7 protein-coding genes are annotated in these 14,197 nt (G+C 26.0%); 1 reads left to right on the forward strand and 6 read right to left on the reverse strand.

Annotated elements, in window-relative coordinates:
- Window positions 1-124: 124 nt before the first annotated feature.
- From GBZ86_RS01430 to GBZ86_RS01455, 6 genes are all read right to left on the reverse strand, one after another.
- Window positions 125-1,327, reverse strand: a complete 1,203-nt coding sequence (locus GBZ86_RS01430; protein ID WP_152887045.1) for an ABC transporter permease — start codon at window positions 1,325-1,327, stop codon at window positions 125-127.
- On the reverse strand, window positions 1,327-2,013 hold the full coding sequence (locus tag GBZ86_RS01435; RefSeq protein WP_152887046.1) for an ABC transporter ATP-binding protein: 687 nt from the start codon (window positions 2,011-2,013) through the stop codon (window positions 1,327-1,329). Before GBZ86_RS01435 ends, GBZ86_RS01430 begins: the two co-directional genes overlap by 1 nt.
- Entirely contained in the window at window positions 2,006-3,130 is a 1,125-nt protein-coding gene (locus GBZ86_RS01440) for an efflux RND transporter periplasmic adaptor subunit (protein ID WP_152887048.1), read from the reverse strand. The genes GBZ86_RS01435 and GBZ86_RS01440 overlap by 8 nt, the downstream gene beginning before the upstream one ends.
- 297 nt (window positions 3,131-3,427) lie before the next feature.
- On the reverse strand, window positions 3,428-8,947 hold the full coding sequence (locus GBZ86_RS01445) for a glycoside hydrolase family 2 TIM barrel-domain containing protein (RefSeq protein ID WP_152887049.1): 5,520 nt from the start codon (window positions 8,945-8,947) through the stop codon (window positions 3,428-3,430).
- A gap of 236 nt (window positions 8,948-9,183) precedes the next feature.
- Window positions 9,184-12,381, reverse strand: a complete 3,198-nt coding sequence (locus GBZ86_RS01450) for a ligand-binding sensor domain-containing protein (protein ID WP_152887051.1) — start codon at window positions 12,379-12,381, stop codon at window positions 9,184-9,186.
- Window positions 12,382-12,523: 142 nt separating this feature from the next.
- Window positions 12,524-12,910, reverse strand: a complete 387-nt coding sequence (locus GBZ86_RS01455) for a hypothetical protein (protein ID WP_152887053.1) — start codon at window positions 12,908-12,910, stop codon at window positions 12,524-12,526.
- A 283-nt stretch (window positions 12,911-13,193) separates the two neighbouring features.
- Here GBZ86_RS01455 and GBZ86_RS01460 point away from each other — a divergent pair, with 283 nt between their 5' ends.
- On the forward strand, window positions 13,194-14,168 hold the full coding sequence (locus GBZ86_RS01460) for a chymotrypsin family serine protease (protein ID WP_152887055.1): 975 nt from the start codon (window positions 13,194-13,196) through the stop codon (window positions 14,166-14,168).
- Window positions 14,169-14,197 lie beyond the last annotated feature (29 nt).

The raw sequence follows: 14,197 nt of genomic DNA on the forward strand, positions 1-14,197 counted from the left end.
CAAACAAATAGAAATTTGAAACTACAACTAAAAACTATTAAATAAAATAAGTGCAATGATTTTATTTTTTTAATTCATTGCACTTAAATTCTTTTTAATTTTAATTAATATTTATATGTTTATTTTATCTATAAATAGCCTTTATAGGATCTAACTTACAGGCATTATAAGCTGGTATTATACCAAATATTATTCCTTCAATTATAGAAACTAATGTAGCTCCAATAAATGTTGCCATAGTTAATATAGGTTTAAAAGGTAAGAAATGTCCTACTATTTTTGAAATTAGGAATCCAAATAATATTCCTATTAAACCACCTATAAATGTAACTAATATAGCTTCAAAAAGAAATTGTAAAAGTATAGTTCTCTGTCTTGCTCCAATAGCTCTTCTTATACCAATTTCTCTTTTTCTTTCTGAAACTGAAACATACATAATATTCATTACACCAATTCCACCAACTACTAATGAAATTGCTGTTACAAAGGCAATAAACTTAGTTATACCCCCAATTATTTTTTCAAACATTTTAGTCATTTCTTCTGGATCATCCATTTTATACTCACCTTGAAGATTTGGATGAGATGTCTTTAAAGCTTTTTCTATCTTTTGAAATACCGCTTTTTTATCATAATTAGGCTTTATAAAAACATCTAATGCAGCAATACCACTATTTTTATCTTCTGTTTTCATACTTTCTTTATTAACTTTTGATATAAAATTAGATGTTCCATCCATATTAAATGAAAATTCTTTTATTTCTGGTAAAATACCTATAACTTCATAGTTAATTCCATTCATAGTTATAGCTTTACCTATTCCATTTTCTAAGTTATCAAAGAGTTCTTTAGCCACTCTATATTCTAATACTATAAAATTTTTATTTTCTTCACCCTTTTTAAACCATCTACCATAAGCTACTTTTTTTTCAATATCTTCTTTATAGTCTTCTATAGTTCCACCTATTGCTTTATTAAAATAAGATAGCTGCCCTCCTGTAAAGTTTAAAAAGCTTGGCATTCCTTGTGAAGTTTCTACCTTTTCTACTCCTTGAATATTTTTTATAGTGTATAAATCATTTTGCTCAAAAGGTTCTACTAATTTTTTATTTGCTTCCCTATTTTCAGATTGAAATTTTATTCCTATTTTATTTGCATTACTTTTCTCTGAAGATTTAACTACATCTTCCTTAAGACCATCTCCAATAGAAAGTATGGTAACTACGGAACTTATTCCAATTATTATACCTATCATAGTAAGAAAAGCCCTTAATTTATGAAATTTCAAACTATAAAGTGAAGTTTTAAGCAAATCAATTATTGACATTACTTCTCCACCTCCTCTAATACTACTCCATCCTTAACACGAATTACCTTATTAGCATACTTAATTAAATCATCATCATGAGTAACCATAATAATAGTTTTATTTTGCTCATTTAAATTTTTAAGTATTTCCATAATTTCCGTACTAGTATTGCTATCTAAAGCACCAGTAGGTTCATCTGCAAAAATTACATAAGGATTATTAATTAATGCTCTAGCAATAGCCACTCTTTGTTGTTGTCCTCCTGATAATTCTAAAGGTAGTTGATTTTTTTTATGGGCTAACCCTACCATATCTAAGTATTTCTCTATAGCGTCATTTCTTTCTTTTTTTGATGTTCCACCCTTGTAAAGTAAAGGTAACTCAACATTTTTTCCTATACTTAAAGAATTTATTAAATGAAATTGTTGAAAAATAAATCCCATATGTTCATTTCTTAAGTCAGATTTTTGATTTTCATTTAAATTAGAAACATCTTCACCATTAAATATGTACTTTCCATCATTAAAACTATCTAAAAGACCAAGTAAATTTAGTAATGTAGTCTTACCACTACCAGACTTCCCCATAATTATTACAAAATCACCTTGATTTATAATTATATTTACATTCTTTAAAGCATGTAACTTATCTTTTCCTAATTTATAATACTTATTTAATTTTTTTATTTCTATAATCTTACTCAACTGACATACCCTCTTTCAGGTCACCATTAACATTAGTTATTACTTCATCATTTTCACCTAATCCATTACTTACTATAACTTTATCTGTTTCATTCTCTTCTGAATAAGTTATAGGTTGCTTAACTAGTTTTTTATCTATACTTTTAAATACATAATCACCATTTTCATCTTTAACAATAGCTGTTTTAGGTATTTTAATAGGCTGTGCTTCTAAGTTAACAGTAGCTTGAACATGAAATCCATTTGTTGCTTTTCCCTGTTCATCTAAGTTTATATTTACTAAATAATAAGACATATTACTATTTGCACTACCACCAGTAGCTCCTTCTAAACCAGTTGGCATTGGTGAAGAAACAGGTCTATCACCTACTGATTTTATCTTACCTTTTAAATCAGTATTAGTTGATAAAACAGTTATATCTACTATTTGATTTTCTTTTAGTTTATGTTGATCTTTCTCACTTACATTTCCATTAACATAATAATTTAATGACTCTATAGTTATATATGGAGACATTGGATTTTTATCACCTTCATGTAATATAACTTTTCCACTTATAGGTGATTTTATAGTTGTATATTCTTTATTTTTTAAATTTTTTATTTGCTTTTCTAATGCTTTAATTTGCTCATCTATTCCTTCAGTAGAAATTTTTGGTGATGTCATATTAGCAGTTTGTGGAATGTTAATTTCAGGAGCTTTTTCTCCTAATAAGGATTTTGTTTGTTTATTAACTGCATTCTGTTTATTAATAATTTGTTTTTTTTCATTTTTCATAGTAGAAAGTTGACCTTCTAATTGTTCTATTTGTGTTGATATGGCATCATTCTTATATATAAATAATTCATCATCTTTATCTACATTTTGTCCATTATTTACTTTAACTTTATTTACAGTCCCTTTAGCAGGTTCTAAATATATAGTTTCTACTTTTTCTGGTGCTACTACTCCATTTATGAATACCTTATCACTAGTAGGTATTGTATATGTTTCTAACGATGCTACTTTTTTTTCCCCGTTCATATTCTTCTTTAAAAAATAAAATCCTGTTGATGATGCTAAAATAATTCCAGCTGTAACAAGAGAAATTATAATAGTCTTTTTCTTTCTGTTCATATTACCCTCCTCTAACGTTTGTTTACCATCTTTAATAATAACATAGAAAATCTATTTATTATTAAAAATAGCCTGAAATCCCTGTTTTTTGACTTTTAGTATACCTATTAACATTAATTTATATATTCTCATATATTAATACATATATTTAAGTAATTATTTCAAATTATTTTACTTTTATAAATCATAATATTATAAAGGAAATATCCAATATATACTGTCTTTTTTACTAAATTTAATTATTGTAGTACACTTTGAAAAAAGTATACTACAATAATTAAATTCTATTAATAACAGTTAAAAAATTCTAATTTTATTATTACCTGCCAGTAATTTTAATTGTATTATTTTTCTTCCTTCATCTACTATATTCATAGATTTAGTCTGCTGAAAATTATAAACAGTTTCTGTACTTTCTCCATTAACTTCTATCTGTATTTTACTATCATTATTTTCTGCTAAATAATCTATAGCAAAATCATATATTCCTGTATACGGCACTGATACATTTATGATTAATTCTCCAGCTTTACTACCGCCAATACCTTTAAAAAGTCCATTTTCTACAACAGTAGACCCATTTAACTCTATTGAAGTATCTGTTTTAGACGTAGTGAAAGTAGTGGTAGTATTATAATTATTATTTTTAATTGTTAATTCACCTAAGCTTGGTCCATAATTTCTTCCATCTCCATGAAATTTTATTGTGTTATTTCCACTTTCTAAATTTACAGGTATTGTAATTGTCTTTATATCTGACAAAGTCCATCCATTAGTAGCAGGTGTTTTATAAATTGATCCCGTATCCACTCCATTTACTTCTATTTTCAATGGTCTATTTCCATCACCATCTATATATTCAATCACCAAATTATAACTTCCCGAAATCTTTACAGGTATAGCTACTGTAGAAGCACCATCACTTGGACCACCTATCCATCCTGCTAAAGTATCATCTAATTCTAGTTTAGCTCCACCTGTTAAAATTCCTTTAGCTATGCTATATCCAATTTTAAAATTATTAATTAAAAGCTTATCTGATAATAATCTTAAATCTACATAAAATAAATCTGGACTATAATTAACTTTATCCCCACTAAATTTTATTATATTTTTCCCCAATTCTAGATTGACTATAGTAGTATTTTTCTTTATTGAATTTAGATTTTCTATAAAATAATTTTTAGAAATATCTTCTCCATTTATATTTATTAAAGAAGTGCTATTCATAGATTGCTCTAAAAAACTCAATTTATATCTTCCTGCTTTTGTTGCATTGAAATTTATTGTAACTGTTCCATTGTTTTTTCCACCAATTAAACTTATTTTTCCTAGAGAAGAATTACTAGCTCCATTTGATAAAATAGCCTTATCTAATAACCCTAAATCATCAGAAATACTTACACTTTTTAAATCTGGAGAATTTTCTATTCCATCCCCATAAAATTTAATTTTATTTATTCCTTCATTTAAAAAAGCCATTATTAAAAATCTTCCAGGTGTTGCTGGTGGTATTTCATATATAGGTTCTAACTCTCTTCCATCAATATCTAATTTTAAATTTCTTACATTACTACTATTATTTATATAATCTATTATTATTTTATAAACTCTTGAAGCATAAACATTAACATCTATTGTTACAGCTCCATTTTTAACTCCACCTAAATTTGTTACATACTGTGATGATAATCCTCTTCCTAAAGAAGCACCATTTTCTAAAACCCCTTTTTTTGTATAATAAGTTCCACTTGGAAACCCAGTTATAAAGGTATCTATAATTGGTGTTAAATAAAATATACCTAAATCTGGAGCATAATCTTTTCCATTACCATGAAATTTAATAAAATTTTCACCTTTATTTAAAGTAACAGGAATAATAAATTTTCCTGGATTAGCTCTTGGAATTAAATAAATTGTTCCTGTATTAATTCCATTTACATCAATTTTCATAGGTCTTACATCATCATCATGTCTATAAGTCATATTTAAATTATAAGTTCCTTCACTATTTACATTTATTATTACTGTTGAGTAACCATCTGCTGGGCCTCCTATATATGCTGCATATTTAATAGATGTGCCACTACCTTTTACTGCATAATTACCTAAAACACCATCAGTTAATATATTATAAATAGTTCTTTTATTTAAATTACTTGTTATTGGTTCTTTAGTAACTTCTATTGTATCATTTATTTTTTTCATTACTATTGTAGAAGCTTCCTTTAATCCTGTAGAAGTAGCTCTCACTTCAATATTTCCTGGTACAGTATTACATTGTATAATTACTAATGCTTTACCAGTAAATGCTTTTCTTTTAGTGTCTTTAAATCTTTCTACACTAGAAGGATTTCCATTATCAACTCCAACTATAACTCCACCATCAACTTCAAAATTAATAAGATTATTAGCTGTTGGTATTACTATTCCTCTACTGTCTATAACTTCTGCCATAATATAAATTAAAGAATTTAAACCTAATTTTATACTTTCACTTTCTGGTGTAAGTCTTATTGCTGTTGCATTGCCAGCAGTAGCTATTTTATCTTCTACAACTATAACTCCATTTCTTTTTCCTACAGCTCTAAGAATTCCAGGTTGAAAAGAAACTAACCACTCTAAGTGTAAATTTCCATCACTAGCCTCAAGATACTTCATTCCATAATTAGTTGTTTTATTTAAGAATTTCTTTTCTCCTAAAGATTTATCATTAATAAATACTTCTACAGTATCTACGTTTGAATAAATCCAAACCTTAATCATATCTCCTACTTTCCAATTCCAATGAGGCAATATATGAAGCATAGGTTCAGTTGTCCATTGACTTTGATATAAATAATATGCATCCTTTGGAAATCCTGCTGTATCTATGGCTCCAAAATAAGAACTTTTAGCAGGATAAGTGTTATCAAAAGGAGTAGGCTCTCCAATATAATCAAAAGCTGTCCAAAAGAATGATCCTGCTATAAATTGTCTATCTCTATCTCTTTTCCATGCATCTTCTGCTGCTCTCCCCCAATAAACTATAGGATTATAATTATCATAACTTGTAACTTGAAGATTTTCCTTATCATTTATTAAAGTATTAGTTGAATCTAAATAAACATCTCTAGACCTTACTGCTGAAGAAACTTCTGAACCATACATTTTCCAATTTGGTTTTGCTTTGTGATGGACATCATATACATTTTCAGAATAGTTATAACCAACTAAATCTAAAGCATCCATGATGGCATTTATATTATCATTCCATGCTGGATCTCCCTCTACTTTACTGCCTCTATATTTGTCTTCTCCTATAGTTATTGGTCTAGTTTTATCTATTTCTTTTACCCAAGAAATTAAATTTTTAGCTATTGTAATTCCTCTAGCTGTACGAGTATCATAAATTTCATTTCCTATGCTCCACATTATTATAGCCGGACTATTTTTCCCTCTATTAACCATTCTTTGTATATCTCTTTTAGCATATTCATTAAAAAATCTAGCATAGTCATATTTCCTTTTTGAAATTTCCCAACAATCAAAGGCTTCTTCTACAAGTAATATGCCTTCATTTTCACAAATTTCTATAAATTCAGGTGAAAAAGGATTATGGGTTAAACGTATAGCATTTGCACCCATACTTTTTATCATTTTAACTTGCCTTTTTATAGCATCATAATTTACAGCTGCTCCTAATGCTCCTAAATCATGATGAATACATCCCCCTTTTATTTTTAAGTTTTTCCCATTAAGCCAAAAACCCGTATTAGAATCAAATTTAAAGTACCTAAAACCAAAATTACTTTTATAAACATCTATTAAATTATTATCTATATATAGATTAATAATAACTTTATACATATTTCCATCATATATGTCCCAAAGCTTTGGATTAGTAACTGTTAGATTTTGTTCTTCAACATTTCTTCCAATATTGGCTAAAATTGAAGTTTCATGTTTAGAAACTAACATATTTTCTTTAGAATATATTCTAGTTTCTAATTTTACATATGAACTTTTAGAACTTGAATTAATTATATTGGTTTTAATTTTAACTTTACAAACTCCACTACTACCTAAGTCATTTTCTAAATTAGGAGTAGTAATAAAAACACCATTTTCTTCTACATAAACATAATCTTTTATAATTAATTTTACATTTCTATAAATTCCACTTCCTGAATACCATCTACAGCTTGGTAATGGATTTTTTACTTTAACCGCCACCAAATTATTCCTATCATCAAAATATAAAGCTTTAGTTATATCAAAACTAAAAGGAGTAAATCCATTTTGATTTTCACCTATAATATTTTCATTTACATATAAAGTACTTTCTACATAAACTCCATCAAAAGATATAAAAACCTTTTTATTTTTAATAGGCGATAAAAATTTAAAAGTTTTTCTATACCAGGCAGTTCCTCCATCTAAAAAACCTGCACTTGACCCACCTTCTGAATTTTTATTAAAATTAAACTCAATACTCCAATCATGAGGTAACCTTAAAGTTCTCCAAAATGAATCATTATAGCTATTATTGGCGAAATTAATACCATCATTTAAATTAAACTTCCAATTGTTATTAAAATTCATTATGCTATTTTCACTATATATTACTTCAACTAACATATTATTGTTATTAAATTCATTTTCTTCTAAATTAACTAAAGCATAACTTATTTGACCATCTGGTCTTCCTCCATGTGGATTAACTCCTTTTAGTTTGAAATTTAAAATATGAGTTCCTTTATTTAATAGCCCACTATCAAAAATTTTTACAACTCCTGTTCTAGTAGGTGAATATCCATCTACTTCATGAAAGTCACCATTATCTATAGAAATTTCATATATTCCATGATTAAAATCTTTTATTCCCATCAATTCAATGGCTACACCATTAAATTTTATGGAAAAAGTTGCACTCATGTCACCTGTCCATATTTCATCTATTCCATCATTCCATTCACCAATAAAATTAAATTTATTTAAATCTAAGCTTTTATCTGTTGTATTTATAGTTAATTTATTAACTTCTCCCTCTAAACTAACTACAGCATAACTTATTTGACCATCTGGTCTCCCTCCATGCGGATTAACTCCTTTTAACTTAAAATTTAAAACATGAATTCCTTTATTTAATAGTCCGCTATCAAAAATTTTTACAACTCCTGTTCTAGTAGGTGAATACCCATCTACTTCATGAAAGTCATCATTATCTATAGAAATTTCATATACTCCATGATTAAAATCTTTTATTCCCATCAATTCAATGGCTACACCATTAAATTTTATGGAAAAAGTTGCACTCATGTCACCTGTCCATATTTCATCTATTCCATCATTCCATTTACCAATAAAATTAAATTTATTTATATCACCTATTTTATTAATTGTATTTATTTTTAATTTATTATCTAATAAAGCAAGAGTACATATTCCTATATCAGGTCCCCAATTAACACCATCTCCATGAAATTTAAAAGTATTATTTCCTGAAACTAAAGTAATTGGATATGGCAATGTAAAAGTTATAGCATTATTAGATGTCCAATCAACTGTAGCTGATAATTTATATATAGTCCCTGTATTAACACCATTAATATCTATTTTTAAAGGACTTATAATACCACCTGAGGCATATTTAAATGATAGAATATATTGCCCTCCTTCAGCAATATTTACGGATGTAATTGAATAACTTCTATCATCGGGCCCTCCAATACCATTTACAAATCCCGATTCTGCATATCCTGCTCCACCTACTGATGAACCTGTAGCTAAATTAAATTTTATTAATGTTGAGTCTATAGAAAAATTTTCAAACATATACTTACTCACATCCTTATCTAAAGTTTTAAAAAATTTGTTTAAGAGAATTCCCTATATAATATTCAACATAAATTTAATAAGTGAATAATTTTTAGATTCTTTCCTTTATTAGCTATAAAAATTGAATTTACATATTCTTAATAAATAAAGTACTCTCAACTATTTCTAATGGTTAAAACTTACAAAAAATAAAAACTAAAAACTAAAAAGTAAAAACTTTTTAGTTCATAAAATTAATTATTTTCTTTAGGTTGCTTTATAGGAAGTATTATTATAAAATTACTTCCATTTCCTAATGAGCTTTCAACATAAATTTCACCATTATGTAACTCTACTATTTGTTTAACCAATGTTAACCCTAATCCACTTCCTCTTCTAACTTCTGAATTAGGATCTACCACTTGATTAAATCTATCAAAAATAAGCTCATGATCCTTAGGATCTATACCTATACCTGTATCTTTAACATTTATCATAACCTCTGGCCCTAAATCCATAATTCCTACTTCAATATTCCCTCCTATAGGAGTAAATTTTGCTGCATTGCTAATTAAATTAACTATACATCTCTCAATTTCATGGCTATCACACTCTATAACTAGCTCCTCTACTTGAGGATCAATTATCAACTCAATACCTTTTCCTTGCACATAATCTTTAAGAGATAAAGCAGTTTCTTCAACTAAATAAACTATATCTACCTCTTTGAAATTTAATGGGTAATTTCCATATTGAATTTTTGAAACGTCTATAAGATTATTAATTAAAGCTAATAATCTATCTGTATTTTTTTTCATTATTTTTATATAATAATTTAATTTATCTTTTCCAATTCCCAAATTACTTTTATTTAATTCATAAATAAGCTGCTCTGTTGAATTAATAACATTTAAGGGAGTTCTTAATTCATGAGATAAATTAATAAAATGTGTATTTTTTCTTCTTTCTAATTCTATAATCTTATTTAATAATTTTTCATTTGTATTCATTTCTTCACTTAATTCTTTAGTTTTTTCAGCCACCATAGCATCTAATTTTTTCATTTTTCTACGATTATTATAAAGTACTATAAGCCCTGCTAATATGTAAATTACTAACGCTTCTTTAGAAAGAAAAAATGGTGGTTCTACTGTAAAATTAACTATACTTTCCTCGCTCATAGTTCCATTAAAATTTCTAGCTTTAACTCTAAAAGTATATTTTCCTGGTCTTAAATTAGCATAATTTACACTATTGCCTTCAACTTCATACCAATTATCATCTACACCATCTAATTTACAATAATATTGTGCTTTTTCATTTTCTTTATAATCAGGAACAAAAAACTTTATACTTATTAAATTTTCATTGCTCTTAAATCTTAATCCATCAATATTAGCATACTTTTTGCCTTTAACATCAAACTCATCAAACACAACTTTAGGCAAATATTGAACCTTAGTTAAACTTTCTGGATTAAAAATATTTAACCCATTTATACCACCAAAAAACATATCTCCTTTACTGTTTTTAAAAGAAGAACTTTTATTAAATTCATTACTTTGTAAACCATCTGTTACGTTATAATTTTTAAATAAATTATTTTTTATATTTAATTTTGATATTCCATTGTTAGTACTAACCCATGGATTATCTTGTTCATCAATTAAAATAGAGTAAATATGGTTATTAGCCATTCCTTCTTTTTTAGTATATCTAGTAAAGCTTTCTTTGCTTTTATCAAATTTATTTAACCCATAAGGAGTAGCGATCCACAAATTCCCCTTTGAATCTTCTTTTATATCATTTATTGAATTAAAACTTAAACTTTTTTCATTATCTCCTTCTTGTTTATAATTTTTAATAGTTTTAGAATTCATGTCTAATCTTATTAACCCATTATCTACTTGTCCACCAACCCAATAAACTCCATCTCTATCTTCATATATATTAGAAATTAATAAGTTAGTTATATTATTTACTTCAAAAATATAATTAATGTCTTTAATTTCTCCTGTTTCTCTATTTAAAATATTTATACCCTCATTACTTCCAATCCAAACTTCACCTTTACTGTCAATAAACATACATTGAATTAAATTACTAGATAATCCTTCTTCTTTAGTATATTTTTTTACAATTTTAGTTTTTTTATTTATCATATTAACCCCAGCATCAGTACCTATCCAAATTTCATCACCAATGCCTATAATATTGTTTATTCTATTGCTATTTAAACTATAAATATCTTTACCTTTAGAAATTTTATAAAACTTTTCATTATTTCTATCTAAAATATTTAACCCATGTTGATCTGTAGCTATCCAAACAAAACCTTCAGTATCTTCATAAATTCCTTTTATCATATTATCACTTAAAGAATTAATATTTAATGGATTATTTTTATAATGAAGAATATTGCTATGAGAATTAACTATACTTACACCTCTAGCAGTCCCAACCCAAATTAATCCTGATTTATCTTCCATCAAATATGATATATTATTATTAACCAAACTTTCATTATCATATGCTTTAGATTTATATGTAATAAACTTTTCTTCATCTTGAAGATATTTTGCTAATCCTTTATTTGTCCCTACCCATATCTGTCCTGAAGAATCAACTAATACGCTTTTCACATAATTTCCTGGTAAAGAATTTTCATCATTTTCTTTATGATTATATGTTGTAACTTCATTGGTATTAATATTAATTTTATTAAGACCAGAATTAAAGTTTGCAATCCAAATATTCCCTTTGCCATCTGATATAACTTTATATATAAAATTATCTTTTATATAATTTAAATTTTCTTCTGTAAATTTAAATTCCTTAATTTCATCTTTTTCGTAATTTATTTTATCTAATCCTTTATTAGTGGCAATCCAATAATTTCCCAATTCATCTTCACATAACGAATAAATTATTTGTCCACTTAAAATATTACTATCTTTATCAAATATTTTTTTAAAAGAATCTGATTCTTTGTCATAAATATTTAATCCATCTAAAGTAGCTACTAATATACTCCCTTTTTTATTAACTAAAATGTCACATATATTACTATTTATATAATTTTTTATTTCATTAGTTGAAACATTTATCTTGCTTAATCCACTAGTAGTGCCAACCCATATGTTACCTTCACAATCTTCAGTGATATCCCTAATACTACTTCCTGCTATACTATTTGATATATTTTCTTCATATCTATAAACCTTAAAATCATAACCATTGTATCTATTTAACCCATCACCGGTACCAATCCATATATATCCTCTACTATCTTGAAAAATACATTCCACATTAGATTGAGATAACCCATCTTCAATAGTAATATTATTAAATTTTAAAGTATTATCTGCAGCTCTAACTTTAATAGAAGCTGTACAAAATTGAATACTGATGCATAATATAAGTATATATCTTAATTTAATATTAAAATTCATGTAACCTCCATGTTGTAAAGAATAAAAAGCACAATAAATATTATACCTATTTTTTCTATTAATGAAAGTAAAACCTAATTTTCATTAATCTTACATTTATTTAGAATATCTATTTGATTTATTAATGTTGACTATATACTCTTTATGTATTTATAACATTATAAATAGGTATTTCTTTAATCTCATTATAGTCATCATAATTTTTTTTTTCCTTTATTACTCCATTAATTTCATTATTATATTTATATAAATTATTAAAATCTAAATTATATACGTTAGGTATTTTTGTTTTAATTAAATCTAAGCAAATATCTTCATAACTTTCTCCATCAAATCTAATATATGATATTGAATAAGAATTAAATAATTTTTTATCTAATTCTATTTGAGAATCCTTTAAATCAATAAACCGAATTTGAAAAGTTTTACTTTTGTTTTCACAATAAACTTGTATATTGTTTTTATTACTATGTATTATTACACTAAAAATTGTAACAGCTAATATTAAAACTATTAATTTAACTTTCAAATTAACCCCTCCCCCCAAATTTAATATGTATAAAATTTATTTTCACTACTTCTATAATTTTATTAATATAACTTTCACTACTCTTCTAATTCAATTTTACTCTAATTAACATTTTAGTACAAATTTTTCAATTGAAAGTATTTAGTTCCAAATTATTGTTTTGCACATAAAATATAATATCAAAAAACCAATTTACTTTATATTCTATTTTAGTATTTTTTACACAATATTAACTGTATACTTGGAAATTTTAAAAAACTTAATTATTTAGGGAGGAATTGTAATGTCTTATTTATTAGAAAACTCAATAATTGATGTTATAAATAATTATTATAATCTATTTTCAAATAAAAAAAATGTAATAGGTATAGCTTTAGGTTACAAAACAACTAAAAATATAAATTCAAATATGCCTAGTTTACGTATTTTAGTATCAAAAAAAACTCCTTTAAATCAACTATATAATCATGATATAATTCCTAAAGATTTTTTTGGTATTAAAACAGATGTTGTTGAAACTGGAACATTAAAAATGCAACTTTCACCATATCTAACAAATAAATTTTTCACCTTTAAATTATCCAGGCGTAAACGTCCCCTTACACCTGGTTACTCCATAGGTGCTGTAGGCGGTAAAGGAGTTGGAACTTTAGGTTGTATAGTATATACTCGTGAAAAAGGTAAACCTTGTATTTTAAGTAATAATCACGTAATAGCTAATTTAAATCAATTAAGAAAAGGTACCGAGATTTTACAACCTCCTCGTAACTTTTTAGGAAATAGTTCTCCTAATTTAGCTGGTAAACTATTTAAAAGCACAGTTTTATTAGCTGATAGTAATTCTAATAATAACTATAAATTTGATTTTGGTAATTTTATAGATGCTGCCATTGCAGAAATATTTCCAAATATAAAATTTTCTAATTTAATTCCTAAAATTGGGCAAGTTAAAGGGTATATTTACAAACCTGAATTGAATACAAAAATACAAAAAGTTGGTGCTGCAACTGGATATACTAAAGGAACTATAACAGATATAAATGCTACTGTAAGATTAGAATTACAAAAAGGAAGATACTATTCATTTAAGGATCAAATCATTAGTACTCCTATGTGTAAATCTGGTGATTCTGGTAGTCTAGCAGTAACTTTTTCTTCAAATGAAGCTGTAGGATTATATTGTGGTGGAAATAAAGAAGCTAGTATTTTCAATCCAATATCTAGAGTTTTAAATTCTTTAGATGTATTTTTTCAATAATTTTAGTTATTTACTGAAAAGAAAATTTG

It is taken from the genome of Clostridium tarantellae (assembly GCF_009295725.1).
Lineage (GTDB): Bacteria > Bacillota > Clostridia > Clostridiales > Clostridiaceae > Sarcina > Sarcina tarantellae.

Excerpts from the sequence above, each read along its gene's own strand:
- GBZ86_RS01430 (WP_152887045.1), bottom strand. The coding sequence starts at position 1,327 with ATGTCAATAATTGATTTGCTTAAAACTTCACTTTATAGTTTGAAATTT.
- GBZ86_RS01450 (WP_152887051.1), bottom strand. The coding sequence starts at position 12,381 with ATGAATTTTAATATTAAATTAAGATATATACTTATATTATGCATCAGT.
- GBZ86_RS01440 (WP_152887048.1), bottom strand. The coding sequence starts at position 3,130 with ATGAACAGAAAGAAAAAGACTATTATAATTTCTCTTGTTACAGCTGGA.
- GBZ86_RS01445 (WP_152887049.1), bottom strand. The coding sequence starts at position 8,947 with ATGTTTGAAAATTTTTCTATAGACTCAACATTAATAAAATTTAATTTA.
- GBZ86_RS01460 (WP_152887055.1), top strand. The coding sequence starts at position 13,194 with ATGTCTTATTTATTAGAAAACTCAATAATTGATGTTATAAATAATTAT.